The sequence below is a fragment of the Streptomyces sp. NPDC044719 genome, assembly GCF_056433405.1.
In genome coordinates, this window is the sequence record NZ_JBWKHE010000001.1 from 522,193 (window position 1) to 537,193 (window position 15,001).

A 15,001-nucleotide genomic window follows, 5' to 3' on the forward strand; every position below is an offset into this window, starting at 1 on the left:
AGACCGGGTAGTCAGGGTGATCGGAGGCGGTCAGGGGTGACCGTGCACTCATTCGATGAGTGCACCAGGGCCCACAGGCACTTCAGTTGAGCCTGCACCTCCTCGCCGGTGCGCCCCGATCGCAGGGCCGCCTCCGCGCCCGCCGTCAGATAGACCGCCAGCAGTTCCAGTTCGTCGGGTGCGGGACGGGTCCCGGCCGCTTCCCGGGCCGCTGTCACGAGCTCGCGCAGGGCTGCCCGCCAGACGGTGTACCAGTGGGACGGGACGGCCCGTTCCCGGGTGAGCCGGGCCGCCGCGCGGACGGTGACCTCCTGCTCCAGCAGCCGGGCCACTTCGAGGGTGAACTCGGCGACCGGCGGGAGCGGTCCGGCCGGTTCGAGCCGGGCGAGCGCCTCGCCGGTGAGGGCCTCGGCCTCACGGCAGACCGCGGTGGCCAGGTCCGCCTTGGCGGGGAAGTGGAAGGTGAGTGCTCCCATCGTCGCCCCGCAGGCCCGGTGCACGGCGGACAGCGAGGTCCCGGCATACCCCTGCCGGTCGAACTCGACGGCCGCCGCCGCGATCAGCGCCTGACGGGTACGTTCCGCTCTCACCTGCTTCACCATGGGCTTGACCTCTGCATCCATCACGGGAAATGACTCCCACGGGCCCGCCGGGAACGGGGGCTGGGGACGGGGGAGGACGGAAGGCCACGCCCCCAGTCCTGTGAACGTACCGCCGCTTTCCCCCACAGACGCCTCCCGGCGCCGACCCCGCGACCACTTGGCCAAGTCGAGCGCGCCCGCCTTGACTTCAGCCGCGGACCGCTTCTCCCGCCGCCCCGTCTCGAGGGCGGTGTCACCCAGCGCTCAGCTGCTCCCGGTACCAGGCCGCCGCCCCGGCCAGCCGCTCGAGCGGTCCCGGCCCGGGGGCGCAGTCCGTGAGCCGCCAGATCCGCTCGCTCTCGTACCAGTGGTCCCGCGCCAGCAGGGCGAACTGCCGCTCGCTCATACGCCCCGGTGTCTCCCGCAGTCGCGCGAGGCACTTCTCCCAGTCCCAGTCGTCGGCGCCGGCCGACGGCAGTACGTCCAACTCGGCGAGCCTCGCCATGAGGTCGCCGTTGCGTACCGGCTCCGGATGGCTGGCGTGGTGGACCCCGGAGGCCACGGCGCCGCCGTCCGGTGCCGTGACCAGGGCGGCGACGAGGCGGGCCAGGTCGTCGACGTCCACGGCGGAGAGCAGTCCGTGGCCGCCGTCCCAGCGGGCCGGCACCCGCTGGAGCAGTTCGCCGAGCGCGGGCACGACCCAGCGGTCCCCGGGGCCGAGGACCAGTCCGGGGCGCAGGACCACGGCCCCCGCGTCGAGCGCGATCCGCTCGGCCGCCAACCGCGTACGGCTGGCCGCCGACACGGGCGCGGGCACGACCCCGTCGACGGGGATGCCCCGGTGCGGACCGGGCCCGTACACCGCCGCCGTGGACAGGTGGACGATCCGCCCCACCCCCGCACGCCGCGCCTCGTCGACGATCGCCCGGGTGCCGCCGACGTTCGTCCGCTCGCACTCCTCCGCCCCGCCGGAGACCCGGCAGGCGAGGTGGACGAGGACGTCCGTACCGTTCGCCGCCCCATGGAGCGAGGCGGGGTCCGTCAGGTCCGCGCACACCCACTCCACGCCCGCCCGCTCGTCCGCGAGGGCGGGAACGGCGCGGGCGAGGGCTCGTACCTCGACCCGCCGCCCGTCGGCGCCGCTCGCGCGCAGCAGCCGGCTCAGGACCGCCCGCCCGACGAACCCGGTCGAGCCGGTCAGCAACACCCGGACACGTCTCATGAAGCCGCACCCTCCCCAGGCTCCGCCTCCACCACCGATTCCCCCGCCGTCTCCCCGTTCCCCGGGAACTCCAGCGAGGCGACGATCTCCGCCGGCGCGATGGCCGGCAACAGACATCGCAGCATGTTCTCTATGCGCGCGGGCAGGTCGGACCGGTTGGTGGAGAGCCGGGACATGATCTGCGTACCGGTGTACGAGGCGACGATCACCTGGGAGAACGCGGCCACGTCCACTTCCGGCTTCAGCTGGCCGAGTTCACGCGCCTCGGCCAGATGGGTGCTGAACTGCTCGGACCACCAGTCGTAGATCGAGTAGTCGAGCAGATTCACCTCGCTCTGCTCGACGGCGAGCCGGACGCCGGCCCGGAACAGCACGTTGGAGCGCATCTCCACGGCCAGGTACTGGCACACGTCGATCAGCTGCTGCAGCCCCTTCTTGCCCTGGGGCCACTGCAGTTCGGCGGCCTGGTCGACGATGACCGCGCGGGCCAGTTCTTCCTTCGACTTGAAGTGGAAGTACATGGCTCCGGTCGTGATGCCGGCTCTCTGCAGGATCGCGTTCAGACCCGCGCCGTGGTACCCGGCCTGGTCGAACACCTCCGCGGCCGCGTGGATGAGCGCGGCACGAGTCCGTTCCGCGCGTTCCTGCCGTTGTCGTGCCATCGGCAGACTCCCTCAACCCGTAGACAAACAAAAAGAACGACCTCTATTTTATTCACGTCGGCGCGGTCCTGTCACCGGGGGCGCCTTCGCTTCACCTGCGCGTGCCCAGAAGAGAGTCACCGCATCAGGGGGGAACACCATGTCCATCAGCCTTGCCCAGCACGGCGTCGGAAACCGTTTTGAGACGGTTTCGCCCGTCCTCACGCACAAGACGAACCAGGACGAAGTGCTGCTGCGCAGCTGGCGGCGCACCGCGCCCGACGCCTTCACGGTCACGGCCGCCTGGCCCGCCACCCACCCGTTCTACGTCAACCGCCTGGGTCTGCACGACCCGTTGATGCTCAGCGAGACCGTACGCCAGACGCTGCCGCTGCTGTCCCACGGCGCCTACAACGTGCCGTTCGGCCACCAGCTGCTGTGGAAGGACTTCAGCTGGACACTCGATCCGGCCGCAGCGTACGCCGACGGGGGGCCGGCCGAGCTGGAACTGCACATCACCTGCGACGAGGTGACCTACCGTCGTGAGCGGGCCTCCGCGATAACCCTGAGAGCCGACGTCGAGCGCGACGGCCGCCCGCTGGCCTCGGCGCGCTCGCGCTTCACCGTCCAGGACCGCACCGTCTACAACCGGCTGCGCGGCCCGTACGCCGACGCTGCGGCGGCCACCGCGCGCGCCGTGCCGCTGCCGCCTCCGGCGGGCCTCACCCCGTTCGGCCGCGACCGCTTCGAGGACGTGGTGCTCGCCGCGACCGACCGGCCCGACCGCTGGCAGCTGCGGGTGGACACCACCCACCCCATCCTCTTCGACCACCTCGTGGACCACGCCCCGGGCATGCTGCTGCTGGAGGCCGCCCGCCAGGCGGCGCTGGCCACGGCCCACCCCGACACGGTGACGGTCACCGGCATGGAGACCGACTTCGTCCGGTACGCCGAGATGGACATCCCCTGCTGGCTGGAGGCGGAGCAGCTCGCGGACCCGGACCAGGTCAGGATCAGCGCCCGGCAGCACGGCAAGGAGATCTTCGCCAGCGTGGTGACCCTGGCCGCCGCACCCGCCGACCCCGCCCTCCACCGCGTCTGACATGTTCCTCTTCCGTCCTCGCCGCCGGCCCGCGCCCCTCGGGCAGCGGTCAGTCCGCCCCGGGTCCGCCGGGCGGGTCGGCGGTGACGGCCGCGTCCCGCAGCGCGGCCAGCAGGCCGCGCATGGCGGGCTGTTCGAGGGCGGTCTCCCGTGCGGCCGCCGAGATCACCCGGATCGGCTCGGGGTTGCGGACCGGGCGTACGACGACGCCGGGGTGCCGGTTGCGCAGTCCGAGACCCGGCATCAGACCGACGCCGAGACCGGCAGCGACGAAGCCCTGCGCGGTGGCGTAGTCCTCGCTCTGGATGACGAAGTCGGGGCTGAAGCCGGCCGCCGCACAGGAGTCGATGACGGGTTCGAGGCAGGGGCCGGGGGGCTCGCTGCCCACCCACTGCTCACCGGACAGCTCATGGAGGTCGACGACTTCCTTGCCGGCGAGCGGATGACCGAGGGGCAGTACGGCGGCGTACGGGTCGTCGAGGAGGTGGACGAGCCGGAAGCCGTCGCCCGCGCGGTCATGGGTCCGGACGACCACGGCCAGGTCGGCCCGGCCCCGCACCACCTCCTGGAACGGGTCCTCCGGGTCGGTGAGTTCGAGGTCGACGCGGACGCCGGGGTGCTCGGCGCGCAGCCGGGCCAGGGCCGGAGCCACCAGGGTGGAGCCCGCCGTGGCGAAGTAACGGACCGACAGCCGGCCGGTGCGCCCGGCGCGGAGATCCGCGAGGGCGGACTCCGCCTGGGCGACCGCCGAGCTGATCAGGGCCGCGTGTTCGGTGAGCAGCAGACCCGCGGCCGTGGGGCGCACCCCTCGGCCGACCCGCTCCAGCAGCGCCGTACCGGCCTGCTTCTCCAGTGCCGCCACCTGCTGGCTGACGGCGGACGGTGTGTAGCCGAGGTGGGCCGCGGCGGCCGTGACCGTGCCGCTGGTGACCACCGCGCGCAGGACCTGGAGTCGCCTGACGTCAAGCATGTAGCTGAGCTTAACAGAATAGGTAGAACCATTTGCTTGTCCTCAAAGCTTGACTGAGGCACCTTCGTAGGGACGGGACGAGAACGCATCGGGGCCCATGGCGGGGAGGAATCATCGTGAACAGTGGTACGCGGAGTCTGTGGGGCGGATTGCGGGTGGCCGTGCTCGCGCTGCTGTGGGGATCGACCTTCCTCTGGATCGAGTTGGCGCTGCGCGGGCTCTCCCCGCTCCAGGTCACGTTCATCCGCTGTGCCCTCGGCGCGCTGGTCCTCGTCGTCGCCTGTTACGCGACGGGGCATCGGCTGCCTCGGGGCGTGACCGTCTGGCGGCACATCGCCGTCGCGGCCCTCTTCTGCAACGCGCTGCCGTTCGCGCTGTTCAGCCTGGGCCAGCAGACGGTCGACTCGGGTCTCGCGGGTGTCCTGAACGCCACGACCCCGCTCTGGTCGATCGCCCTCGGTCTGGCCCTGGGCTCGGAACGCGGACTCCGTCCCGTACGACTGGCGGGCCTGCTACTGGGCTTCACCGGGACGATCGTGATCTTCGCGCCCTGGCAGACGACCGGGGCGACCGGCTGGGGCGCCCTCGCCATCCTCGGCGCGGCCGCCAGTTACGCCGTGGCGTTCACCTACATGGGCCGCACGCTGGTCCGCAAGGGCACCCCCACCCTCTCGCTCTCCGCCGCCCAGCTCGTCGCGGCGAGCGGGCTGACCGCGCTCGCGATGCCGGTGGGCGGCCTGGAGTCGATCGACGTCGGTCCGGCCGTCGTGATCGCGGCCGTGGTCCTGAGCGTCTTCTGCACGGCGATCACCTTCCACCTCACCTACCGGATCATCAACGACGAGGGCGCCACCAACGCCGCCGTGGTCGGCTATCTGCTGCCGGTCGTCTCCGTCCTGCTGGGCGCGGTCGTCCTGGGCGAGAACCTCAGCGTGCGGGTGGTGCTGGGCATGGTCGTGGTGCTTGTGGGCGTCGGGCTGACGCGGAGGAAGGTGGCGGTGACGTCGGCATCGCCGTCTCGGCACACCCCCGGGCGCACGCTCCTGGAGAACGCCCGGTGACCCTCGGCGGATCCGAGCCCGGGCTGTGGTCGGCGTACCGCGCGCTGACCGAGAAGGCGGTCTTCACGGACCTCACGCACGCCTTCCGGCCGGGGCAGCCGCATTTCCCGGGCTTCGGGGACGAGCGGCGCGAGACGCTCTTCGACCTGGAGCGCGGCGACGGTTTCACGGTCCACCGCTACACGCTGGTCGGCCAGTGGGGCACGCACGTCGACCCGCCCTCCCACTTCGTGGCCGGGGCCCGCCCGCTGGACCGTATCCCGGTCGAGGAGATGATCCTGCCGCTGGTCGTGCTCGACATCACCGCCCGGGTCGAGACCGACCCCGACGCCACGCCCACCCTGGACGACGTGAGGTCGTGGGAGGAGCGCAACGGCCGTGTCCCGTCCGGCTCGTTCGCCGCCCTGCGCACCGGGTGGAGCCGGCGCTGGCCGGACCCGGTGGCGCTGGCCAACCGGGACGAGGCGGGCGTCAGCCACACGCCGGGCTGGTCGGCCGAGGTGCTGCGATATCTGTTCGAGGACGCGGGAGTCGTCGCCATCGGTCACGAACAGTCCGACACCGACCCGGGCCTCGCCGCCTCCGCGGGTGACTACAGCCTGGAGGCGTACGTCCTGCGACGCGACCGCTGGCAGATCGAACTGCTGGCCAACCTCGACCAGGTCCCCGAGGCGGGGGCCCTGATCATCGCAACGTGGCCCAAGCCACAGGGCGGTTCGGGATTCCCGGCGCGAGTGTTCGCCGTACGTCCGGCGCGGTAAGCGCGTCCCGGGGCGCCGTGGCAACGGCCGGGGCCGCCACCCCCCACAGGAGAGGCCCCGGCCGTCACGCGGCACGGACCGCGCGGCGGCCCGTACTTCCTACAGCGCCATGTCTGCGTTTTCTGTCACACCTCGCCGTGTCACGGCTTAGTTGCATCCTGGACGGACATGGACGGGGAATGGTTTCAGGACGTAACGTGCCTTTCGCGCCAGACCGCGGAGGACGGATGACCACAGCAACCACTGCGGACCTGAGACCGCAACCAGGCATTGAGGAACCACGACGGCCAGAACCCGGTCCGCGAGAGCGGCGCCGGTTTAGGCGCAAAGAGGGGCGCGCGCGGTGCTGGGGGACGACGCGGAGCTGACCGCCGCGGTGCGTGCGGCACAGGACGGAGATGAAACCGCGTTCCGGACTGTGTACCGAGCCGTGCACCCGCGGCTGCTCGGATACGTACGGACGCTGGTCGGCGACCCCGACGCCGAGGACGTGACATCCGAGGCCTGGTTGCAGATAGCCCGTGACCTGGAGCGGTTCACCGGCGACGCGGATCGTTTCCGCGGCTGGGCCGCCCGTATCGCCCGCAACCGCGCGCTGGACCACATACGGATGCGCGGGCGCCGGCCCGCGATCGGCGGTGACGAGACCGAACTGACCGGCCGGGCCGCCGAGTCCGACACCGCCGGCGAGGCCATGGAGGCGCTCGCCACCGACGGCACGTTCTCTCTGATATCCCGGCTGCCGCAGGACCAGGCCGAGGCGGTCGTGCTGCGGGTGGTCGTGGGGCTCGACGCGAAGTCGGCAGCGGAGACGCTCGGCAAGCGCCCGGGCGCCGTCCGGACGGCGGCACACCGGGGTCTGCGGCGGCTCGCCGAGCTGCTCGGCGACGACCCGGAGGCCGATCCGGAATCGGCCGGGGTGCTCGACGCCCTGCCGCAGCAGCGAGAACCGCGCGGCGGTGCGGTGACGTCCGCAGGTGTGACGCGCAGCGTCCCGCGGACGCAGAAGGATGTGTGATGGCCGACGAGCAGTACAGGTGGCTGGACCGCGAAACGGCGGAGCGTTTGCTGAGCGGAGAGTCACTCGAAGCTGTCGAAGGCGCCGACCGCGACCAGGCCGAACGACTCGCCAGGACGCTCGGTGCGCTGTCCGCGTCACCCCCGCTGACCAGCGAGGAACTCCCCGGTGAGGCCGCGGCGATGGCCGCTTTCCGCAAGCTGCGCGCGGAGCGTGCCGACGCCGCGGCGGCCCTCGCGGCCTCCGGGACCACGGGCGGACAGGCCGCCGACGAGGTCGTGGACGCCGGACTTGTCCGGATCGGAACCTCGCGAGGCAGCGGCTCCGGCGATGGCCGGCGGCCTCCCTGGGCCCGTCCCGCACGCCTCGCCCTGGCCGCCGTGCTGGCGGTCGGCATGGTCGGCGGGATCGCGGTCGCGGCCGGAACCGGAGTCCTGACACCGTTCGGCGGCGACGAGCCCGGCCCCGGTGCCTCGGTCTCCGCCGCCGTCTCTCCTCCCGAACGCCCGCTGGAGTCGCCCTCGCCGAGCGACGAGGTGCAGGGCGGGTCCACCCCGGACGACGCGCCGAGCGGCCCCGCGGCGGGCGGCCCCGGTGGCTCCGGGCGGGGCGAGGCACGCGAGGACGCGACACCGAAGCCCGGCTCCGGCGAGCGGGGACACCGCCCGGGAGACAGCCGCAGGAAGATCACCTCAGCCTGCCGCGACCTGCGCGACGGCAAGCGGCTGGACGCCGACCGCAGGCGCGCCCTGCGGGACGCCGCGGCCGGCACCCGGGTGTGGAAGTACTGCAAGGGCGTCCTGTCCACGACCGGCTCCGGCTCCGCCGACCGGAACGACGAGGACGGCGACGGAAAGACGGGCAGGCACAAGAACGACGACCGGGACAAGGACCGGGACGGGGACCGCGACCGGGACGGAAAGCGGGACCGCGAGCACGGCGAGGCCGAGCGGAAGGCCGGCCGTCAGGCCGGCGAGCGGGCCGGGGCACGTGCCGAGCGGCGGAACGCCGACGGTGAGGCCGCGGACCGCGGCCACTCCCGGCAGTCTCTCGCACCCCTGTGACCTGCGGTTTCGTACTCCGTGAAAATCTCCTGGCCGAGGGTGTGACGTTTTCGGCCGCTCCGGCGCAGTAATGAGTGAGCCGACTGGTCATCGGCCGTCGCACAGAGCCGGGGTTCCCCCCGTACCTACGGCTCGTGCACCTGAGCGCGGGCGGGACACGTTCCCCCGGTCCCGCCCGCGCCCCAACTTCCCTCCCGCGTCCTCACCAGGACACGACGACCTTGTCGCCGTCGCGGACCTGCGCGTACAGCTCAGCGATCGCCGCCTCGTCCCGTACGTTGACGCAGCCGTGCGAGGCCCCCGCGTAGCCCCGGGCGGCGAAGTCCGCCGAGTAGTGCACGGCCTGGCCGCCGCTGAAGAACATCGCGTAGGGCATGGGTGCGTCGTAGAGCGTCGAGACGTGGTCGCGGGACTTCCAGTAGACGGAGAAGACACCCTCCCGGGTCGGCGTGCCGCTCGAGCCGAAGCGGACGGCCACCGTCGACACGGTCCGCCCGTCGATCATCCAGCGCAGCGTCCTGCTGGTCTTGTCGATGCACAGCACCCGGCCCCTCGTGCAGCGCGGGTCCGGCGGGTCGGCCGGCTGGCCGCCCATCAGATACAGGTCCCATCGGCCCGGCTCGCGGGTCATCCGCAGCAGCCGCTGCCAGGTGACGGTGTCCACCCGCCCGGTGCGCGGCAGCCCGCGCTTGCCCTGGAAGCCGCTGACCGCCCGCTCCGTCTGCTCGCCGTACGTCCCGGTCGGCCCCTCGAAGAGCCAGGCGACCTGCCGCAGCCGCGCCTGGAGCTCGCGGACGTCCCGGCCGGTGGCACCGCGGGACCACAGCACACGGGCCGGGGCGGGGGGCGCCGCGCCGGGCTTGTCGTCGCCGGGCGGGGCGGGGGCGGTGCTCGGGCCGCCCTCGCCGGGCGGGGTGCGCGCCGGGGACGGGGTGCCATCGGGTAACTCGATGTGCACGGGCGAACGGCCCTTCCCGTCGCCGTCGGCGGGCTGGACTGTGCAGCCGGTCACCGCGGCCAGCGCGGCGAGCGCCGCAGCGATCGCTCTCCCCATGCCCCTGGTACGCACGCGGCCCCCTGTCGTCTCACCGGTGTGCCCGGATGTCACCTGAGATGTTCCCCTGGCGTGACCCGTCGCGAACCAGGGGGCATGGTGGTGAGCGAGGTCCCGACCACCCACTGCTCGGCGGGAGGCATCACACCATGACGCGTGAGTCGGAGTCCGGGCTGCCCATCGAGCCGGTCTACGGGCCGGAGGCCCTCCAGGGCTGGGATCCCGCGGAGAAGCTGGGGGCTCCGGGGGCGTATCCCTTCACGCGGGGCGTGTACCCGTCGATGTACACCGGCCGTCCCTGGACGATGCGCCAGTACGCGGGCTTCGGCACGGCGACGGAGTCCAACGCCCGCTACCGGCAGCTGATCGCCCACGGCACGACGGGCCTGTCGGTCGCCTTCGACCTGCCCACCCAGATGGGCCACGACTCCGACGCCCCCCTCGCGCACGGCGAGGTCGGCAAGGTCGGCGTCGCCATCGACTCCGTCGACGACATGCGGGTGCTGTTCGGCGGCATCCCGCTGGACCAGGTCTCGACGTCGATGACGATCAACGCCCCCGCGGCCCTGCTGCTCCTGCTCTACCAGCTGGTCGCCGAGGAGCAGGGTGTGCCGGCCGCGCGGCTGACCGGGACGATCCAGAACGACGTGCTGAAGGAGTACATCGCCCGGGGCACGTACATCTTCCCGCCGAAGCCGTCGCTGCGGCTGACCGCGGACATCTTCCGGTACTGCGGGGCCGAGATCCCGAGGTGGAACACGATCTCCATCTCCGGCTACCACATGGCGGAGGCGGGCGCCTCGCCCGCGCAGGAGATCGCCTTCACCCTGGCCGACGGTGTCGAGTACGTCCGTACCGCGATGGCGGCGGGCATGGACGTCGACGACTTCGCACCGCGCCTGTCGTTCTTCTTCGTCGCCCGTACGACGCTGCTGGAGGAGGTCGCCAAGTTCCGTGCCGCACGCCGGATCTGGGCACGGGTCATGAAGGAGGAGTTCGGCGCGAGGAACCCCAAGTCGCTGATGCTGCGCTTCCACACGCAGACGGCAGGGGTGCAGCTGACGGCCCAGCAGCCCGAGGTGAACCTGGTCCGGGTCGCCGTGCAGGGCCTGGGAGCGGTCCTGGGCGGCACCCAGTCCCTCCACACCAACTCCTTCGACGAGGCGATCGCCCTGCCGACGGACAAGAGCGCGCGACTGGCGCTGCGCACCCAGCAGGTCCTGGCCCATGAAACAGACGTGACGGCGACCGTGGACCCGTTCGCGGGGTCCTATGTCATCGAGAGGATGACGGACGACGTCGAGGCCGCGGCGATGGAACTGATGGCCAGGGTCGAGGAGCTGGGCGGTGCCGTGGCCGCCATCGAGCACGGCTTCCAGAAGGGTGAGATCGAGCGCAACGCCTACCGCATCGCGCAGGAGACCGACTCCGGTCAGCGGGTCGTGGTCGGTGTCAACCGCTTCCAGTTCGATGAGGATGAACCGTACGAGCCGCTGCGGGTGGACCCGGCCATCGAGGCCCGGCAGGCCGAACGCCTGGCCGAACTGCGGGCGGAGCGCGACCAGCCGGCCGTGGACGCGGCACTGACGGCCCTGAAGAAGGCCGCGCAGGGTTCGGACAACGTCCTGTACCCGATGAGGGAGGCCCTGCGGGCACGGGCGACGGTGGGAGAGGTGTGCGACGCGCTGCGGGAGGTCTGGGGGGCGTATGAGCCCTCGGACGTCTTCTGACCGGGGGGAGGGGGAGTGTCAGACCCGCGTGCGACACTCATTCGCATGTTCGGTGTCATCGATCTGCCCACCTACCTCGTGGGCCTGGTTCTGATCGTCCTGCTGCCCGGTCCCAACTCGCTGTACGTGATCTCCGTCGCCGCCCGACGCGGTACGCGCACCGCGTATCGGGCCGCGGCCGGGGTGTGGTGCGGGGACGCGGTGCTGATGACGCTGTCGGCGGCCGGGGTCGCCTCGCTGCTCCAGGCGAACGCCGTGCTGTTCGGGATCGTGAAGTACGCCGGAGCCGGGTATCTGGCCTGGCTGGCGGTCGGGATGCTGCGCGCGGCATGGGGCCTGTGGCGGACCCGTCGTGAGCGGGCCGCGGAGGACGGCGCGCCCGGGGCGGCGGCCGATGAGCGGCCCTTCCGCAGGGCGCTGGTCATCAGTCTCCTCAACCCCAAGGCGATCCTGTTCTTCGTCGCCTTCTTCGTCCAGTTCGTCGACCCGGGATACGCCTACCCGGCCGTCTCCTTCGTCGTCCTCGGCACCTTCGCCACCCTGGCCAGCGTCCTCTACCTCAGTGCGCTGATATTCGGCGGCACCCGGCTGGCCGCCGCCTTCCGCAGCCGCAAGCGACTCGCCGCGGGCGCCACGTCCGCGGCGGGGGCCCTGTTCCTGGGCTTCGCGGTGAAGCTGTCCCTGGCGAGCAGCGCGTAGCGCCTCACCGGCTGCGGCCGAACCGGGCGAGGTACTCCGTGAGCCCGGTCGCCGAGTCCCCGGCCCAGCCGACGTATCCGTCGGGCCGTACGAGGAACAGCCCGGCCCCGTAGGCCCCGTGCGCCGGGCCGTGGACGGTCCGCACCTGCTCGATCTGCCTGCCGAGGGCGGGAGGCCGCGCCCCGCCCAGAGCCAGCAGCGTCCAGTGCGGTCCGCGGAACGCGTCGAAGAGGCGGGCCCCGTCCACCGTCCCGTCGGGTGCCCGGTCGCCGGCCCGTACCGGGCCCGGGTCGGTGCGTGTCTCCCGCGTGAGTGACGAAGTGCGGTAGCCGAGCCCCAGCTGACGGGTCGCCCCGCCCCGCCGGGTCTCGCCGCGGTGGACGCTGGTGGACAGCCCGAGCATGTCGGCGGCGACGGGACGCCGCTCCTCCTCGTAGGTGTCGAGCAGCGCCGCCTCCGTGCCGTCGCGCAGCACCGCGCCCAGTTTCCAGCCCAGGTTGTAGGCGTCCTGGACGCTGGTGTTGAGGCCCTGGCCGCCGGCGGGGGAGTGCACATGGGCCGCGTCGCCGGCGAGGAAGACCCGCCCGGAGCGGAAGCGGTCCGCCAGGGCCGCCCGGGGGCGGAAGTCCGAGGCCCAGCGCAGCTCGGTCACGGTCTCGGGGGCGAGGTGCGAGCGGGCGGCGACGACCTTCCGTATGCCCTCCAGCGAGAGGTCAGGGGCCGTCCCGTCCGGGAACTGCGCCACGAGCTGGAAGTCCTCGGTGCCGACCAGCGGGCAGAGCGCGAGGTAGCCGTCGCCGTCCCCGGCCGGCGGGAAGATGTGCCAGTTGTCCCGGTCCAGGCCGCTGATCCGGACGTCGGCCACCAGCGTCGGGTTCGGGTCGAGGGTCTCGCCCGTCATCCCGATGCCGAGGAGTCTGCGCACCGTCGAGCGGCCGCCGTCCGCCGCGACGGCGTACCGGGCGGTGACGGGCTCCCCCGAGGCGAATTCCGCCCGCACCCCGGCCGGGAGGCCGTCCTGCGTCAGCCCGACGAGCTCCCGGCCGAAGGCCACCTCTCCTCCCAGCCCGGCCAGCCGCGCGTGCAGGATCTCCTGCGTGCGCCACTGCGGCACCATCAACGGCTCCGTGTACGGCGCGTCCTCGCTCGCCTCGGCCGGGTCGAACATCCGGTGTTCGCCCGCCCGCCTGCCGTTCTGCCAGATCATCCCCACCGGGTAGGGGCCGCCCGCCGCGCGGATCGCGTCCAGCACGCCCAGATCGTCGAAGACCTCCATCGTGCGCGGCTGGATGCCCTTGCCGCGCGAGCCGGGGAACAGCGCCTCCGCCCGCTCGACGACCAGGGCGGCCACGCCCCGCCGGGCGAGGTCGATACCGAGTGCCAGGCCCGTCGGGCCCGCGCCCACCACCAGCACGTCCGTGTCCATGATCCACCGTCTCCTTAACGCTGTTAAGCAACCCTCCCTCCGAGGGTTGCCTTAACGGTGTTAAGTTGTCAAGCGTGAGTACGGAACGACGTGCGCCCCTGGACCGGCGGCGGGTCGCGGACACCGCCCTGCGGCTGCTGAACGAGACGGGCCTGGACGGCCTGACCCTGCGGGCCATCGCCCGGGAGCTGGACGTGAAGGCGCCCGCCCTCTACTGGCACTTCAAGGACAAGCAGGCACTGCTCGACGAGATGGCGACGGAGATGTACCGCCGGATGGTCGCCGGGGCCTCGCTCGACCCGGCCGACACCTGGCGGGACCGGCTGCTGAAGGCCAACCGGGGGCTGCGCGCGGCCCTGCTCGGCTACCGGGACGGCGCGAAGGTGTTCAGCGGCTCACGCTTCACCGGCATCGAGCACGCGGGGCAGATGGAGGAGAACCTGCGCCTGTTCACGGCCGCCGGCTTCACCCTCGCCCAGGCGGTCCGCGCGCTCACCACCTCGTACCTGTACACGCTCGGCTTCGTCACCGAGGAGCAGGGCGTGCGGCCGCTGCCGGACGAGCGCCGCGAGGGCTACGACGTGCACGAACGCGCCCGCCTGATGGCCGACTTTCCCTTGTCGGCCCAGGCGGGCGCGGAGATCTTCGAGGACTACGACCTGCACTTCGAGGAGGGACTCGCCCTCGTGATCGACGGGATCGGGGCGCGCTACGGCGTCTCATGACACCCCGGCGTCAGGAACGCTTCGCGCGTGCCCGCCGTACGGCCCGGGTGACCAGGGGCGGCAGCAGGTCCTTGGCGAGCCGGCGTGCCCGGGACGGGGCGGGCCGGGCCGGTCGCGCCGCACGGGACTCGGTCACCTCGGCGGCCGGGGCCTTCGCCGCGGCAGGCGGCGCCACATAGTGCCGGGAGGCCGGGAACGGCGGCGGCTTCATGCCCCGGGACCGGGCGCGGATCAGCCGGTGCCCGGCCGCCGACTGCACGCTCAGCCCGACGTCCGAGCGCTGCCGCAGCATCTCGAGCAGTTCCTCCTGGAGCGGCTCGGGATCGCCCCAGGTGCCGTACAGCTTCTGCGTGCTGAGGCAGACCGGGCGCAGACCGCGGTTGAGGACGGCCTCCCAGGCGGCGACCGAGACACCGGGGGTGTGCTCGGAGCGGAAGTCGTCGAGGACGACGACGCCCTCGGGCACCAGGATGTCGTGGGCCGCGCCGATGTCGCCGTGCACGTGCTCGTACAGGTGCGAGGCGTCGACGTGGATGAAGCGGCAGGAGGCCGGGGCCACCTTCTCCGGCACCACGGAGCTGGGTGCCGCGATCACCGTGGGCAGGTCGTCGTGGAAGGAGAGGTAGTTCCGCTCGAAGATCTGCTGGGTCAGCGAGGCGTACGACTTCGCCGACTCCGCCTGGTTGGCCCCGTCGGGGGCGTCGCCCTCGAACAGGTCGCAGACCGTGAACTTCTCGCCGTCCTGGAGGTGGTGGCCGAGCAGGATCGCGCTCTTGCCCATGTAGACGCCGAGTTCCAGCAGGTCGCCCTTCATCCCCTGCTTCTGCTGCCGCTCCAGGAACCAGGTGAACAGCATCTGGTCCAGCGGCGGGAACCAGCCCGGGACGTCGGCGAGTTCGCCGGGGTGCTTGTCGGTGACTTGTGCGTTGGTCATGAGACGAGCCTTC

At 72.3% G+C, this 15,001-nt stretch carries 15 protein-coding genes; 8 read left to right on the forward strand and 7 right to left on the reverse strand.

Translation table 11 applies throughout. The annotated features are described in order from the left end of the window. Positions 1 to 11 precede the first annotated feature (11 nt). The 3 genes from AC07DF_RS02495 to AC07DF_RS02505 form a co-directional block, all read right to left on the reverse strand. Positions 12 to 590, reverse strand: a complete 579-nt coding sequence (locus tag AC07DF_RS02495) for a TetR family transcriptional regulator (protein ID WP_478966179.1) — start codon at positions 588 to 590, stop codon at positions 12 to 14. Positions 591 to 834: 244 nt separating this feature from the next. Beyond that, complete coding sequence (locus tag AC07DF_RS02500) at positions 835 to 1,803, reverse strand: NAD-dependent epimerase/dehydratase family protein (RefSeq protein ID WP_478966181.1); 969 nt, start codon at positions 1,801 to 1,803, stop codon at positions 835 to 837. After that, on the reverse strand, positions 1,800 to 2,465 hold the full coding sequence (locus AC07DF_RS02505) for a ScbR family autoregulator-binding transcription factor (RefSeq protein WP_478966183.1): 666 nt from the start codon (positions 2,463 to 2,465) through the stop codon (positions 1,800 to 1,802). The genes AC07DF_RS02500 and AC07DF_RS02505 overlap by 4 nt, the downstream gene beginning before the upstream one ends. 139 nt (positions 2,466 to 2,604) lie before the next feature. Here AC07DF_RS02505 and AC07DF_RS02510 point away from each other — a divergent pair, with 139 nt between their 5' ends. Further along, positions 2,605 to 3,546 (forward strand): ScbA/BarX family gamma-butyrolactone biosynthesis protein, encoded by a 942-nt coding sequence (locus tag AC07DF_RS02510; protein WP_478966185.1) that lies wholly within the window; start codon positions 2,605 to 2,607, stop codon positions 3,544 to 3,546. Between the two features lie 49 nt (positions 3,547 to 3,595). Here AC07DF_RS02510 and AC07DF_RS02515 read toward each other — a convergent pair whose 3' ends face one another. Continuing rightward, positions 3,596 to 4,516: a LysR family transcriptional regulator gene (locus tag AC07DF_RS02515; protein WP_478966187.1), complete on the reverse strand. Its 921-nt coding sequence runs from the start codon at positions 4,514 to 4,516 to the stop codon at positions 3,596 to 3,598. Positions 4,517 to 4,632: 116 nt separating this feature from the next. On the opposite strand from AC07DF_RS02515, the gene AC07DF_RS02520 reads away from it, so the two are divergent. The 4 genes from AC07DF_RS02520 to AC07DF_RS02535 all read left to right on the forward strand — a co-directional run bounded on the left by AC07DF_RS02520 (position 4,633) and on the right by AC07DF_RS02535 (position 8,420). Next, positions 4,633 to 5,577 carry a DMT family transporter gene (locus AC07DF_RS02520; RefSeq protein WP_478966189.1) on the forward strand — a complete coding sequence of 315 codons (945 nt, stop codon included), beginning with the start codon at positions 4,633 to 4,635 and terminating at the stop codon, positions 5,575 to 5,577. Next, positions 5,574 to 6,338 carry a cyclase family protein gene (locus AC07DF_RS02525; RefSeq protein ID WP_478966191.1) on the forward strand — a complete coding sequence of 255 codons (765 nt, stop codon included), beginning with the start codon at positions 5,574 to 5,576 and terminating at the stop codon, positions 6,336 to 6,338. Before AC07DF_RS02520 ends, AC07DF_RS02525 begins: the two co-directional genes overlap by 4 nt. A gap of 343 nt (positions 6,339 to 6,681) precedes the next feature. Beyond that, the gene (locus AC07DF_RS02530; protein ID WP_478966193.1) at positions 6,682 to 7,356 is read left to right on the forward strand and encodes an RNA polymerase sigma factor; all 675 of its coding nucleotides are present in this window, start codon (positions 6,682 to 6,684) and stop codon (positions 7,354 to 7,356) included. After that, positions 7,356 to 8,420, forward strand: a complete 1,065-nt coding sequence (locus AC07DF_RS02535; RefSeq protein ID WP_478966195.1) for a hypothetical protein — start codon at positions 7,356 to 7,358, stop codon at positions 8,418 to 8,420. The genes AC07DF_RS02530 and AC07DF_RS02535 overlap by 1 nt, the downstream gene beginning before the upstream one ends. 202 nt (positions 8,421 to 8,622) lie before the next feature. On the opposite strand, the gene AC07DF_RS02540 is transcribed toward AC07DF_RS02535, so the two are convergent. Further along, positions 8,623 to 9,474: a L,D-transpeptidase family protein gene (locus AC07DF_RS02540; RefSeq protein ID WP_478966197.1), complete on the reverse strand. Its 852-nt coding sequence runs from the start codon at positions 9,472 to 9,474 to the stop codon at positions 8,623 to 8,625. A gap of 149 nt (positions 9,475 to 9,623) precedes the next feature. Here AC07DF_RS02540 and AC07DF_RS02545 point away from each other — a divergent pair, with 149 nt between their 5' ends. Together AC07DF_RS02545 and leuE are read left to right on the forward strand one after the other, a co-directional pair. Beyond that, positions 9,624 to 11,204 carry an acyl-CoA mutase large subunit family protein gene (locus AC07DF_RS02545; RefSeq protein ID WP_478966199.1) on the forward strand — a complete coding sequence of 527 codons (1,581 nt, stop codon included), beginning with the start codon at positions 9,624 to 9,626 and terminating at the stop codon, positions 11,202 to 11,204. Between the two features lie 45 nt (positions 11,205 to 11,249). Further along, the gene (leuE, locus tag AC07DF_RS02550) at positions 11,250 to 11,903 is read left to right on the forward strand and encodes a leucine efflux protein LeuE (protein WP_478966201.1); all 654 of its coding nucleotides are present in this window, start codon (positions 11,250 to 11,252) and stop codon (positions 11,901 to 11,903) included. A 4-nt stretch (positions 11,904 to 11,907) separates the two neighbouring features. Here leuE and AC07DF_RS02555 read toward each other — a convergent pair whose 3' ends face one another. Continuing rightward, a complete protein-coding gene (locus tag AC07DF_RS02555) occupies positions 11,908 to 13,329 on the reverse strand; it encodes an FAD-dependent oxidoreductase (protein WP_478966203.1) in 1,422 nt (473 codons plus the stop codon). A 74-nt stretch (positions 13,330 to 13,403) separates the two neighbouring features. Between AC07DF_RS02555 and AC07DF_RS02560 the strand changes: the two genes are divergently transcribed. Continuing rightward, positions 13,404 to 14,054: a TetR/AcrR family transcriptional regulator C-terminal domain-containing protein gene (locus AC07DF_RS02560; protein ID WP_478966205.1), complete on the forward strand. Its 651-nt coding sequence runs from the start codon at positions 13,404 to 13,406 to the stop codon at positions 14,052 to 14,054. Between the two features lie 10 nt (positions 14,055 to 14,064). Here the strand turns inward: AC07DF_RS02560 and AC07DF_RS02565 are convergent, their stop codons facing one another. Beyond that, complete coding sequence (locus tag AC07DF_RS02565; RefSeq protein ID WP_478966207.1) at positions 14,065 to 14,988, reverse strand: class I SAM-dependent methyltransferase; 924 nt, start codon at positions 14,986 to 14,988, stop codon at positions 14,065 to 14,067. Positions 14,989 to 15,001 lie beyond the last annotated feature (13 nt).

Bases quoted from the DNA above. Each gene is read 5' to 3' on its own strand.
- AC07DF_RS02500 (WP_478966181.1), bottom strand. From the start codon at position 1,803: ATGAGACGTGTCCGGGTGTTGCTGACCGGCTCGACCGGGTTCGTCGGG.
- AC07DF_RS02505 (WP_478966183.1), bottom strand. From the start codon at position 2,465: ATGGCACGACAACGGCAGGAACGCGCGGAACGGACTCGTGCCGCGCTC.
- AC07DF_RS02510 (WP_478966185.1), top strand. From the start codon at position 2,605: ATGTCCATCAGCCTTGCCCAGCACGGCGTCGGAAACCGTTTTGAGACG.
- AC07DF_RS02515 (WP_478966187.1), bottom strand. From the start codon at position 4,516: ATGCTTGACGTCAGGCGACTCCAGGTCCTGCGCGCGGTGGTCACCAGC.
- AC07DF_RS02535 (WP_478966195.1), top strand. From the start codon at position 7,356: ATGGCCGACGAGCAGTACAGGTGGCTGGACCGCGAAACGGCGGAGCGT.
- AC07DF_RS02540 (WP_478966197.1), bottom strand. From the start codon at position 9,474: ATGGGGAGAGCGATCGCTGCGGCGCTCGCCGCGCTGGCCGCGGTGACC.
- AC07DF_RS02545 (WP_478966199.1), top strand. From the start codon at position 9,624: ATGACGCGTGAGTCGGAGTCCGGGCTGCCCATCGAGCCGGTCTACGGG.
- leuE (WP_478966201.1), top strand. From the start codon at position 11,250: ATGTTCGGTGTCATCGATCTGCCCACCTACCTCGTGGGCCTGGTTCTG.
- AC07DF_RS02555 (WP_478966203.1), bottom strand. From the start codon at position 13,329: ATGGACACGGACGTGCTGGTGGTGGGCGCGGGCCCGACGGGCCTGGCA.
- AC07DF_RS02565 (WP_478966207.1), bottom strand. From the start codon at position 14,988: ATGACCAACGCACAAGTCACCGACAAGCACCCCGGCGAACTCGCCGAC.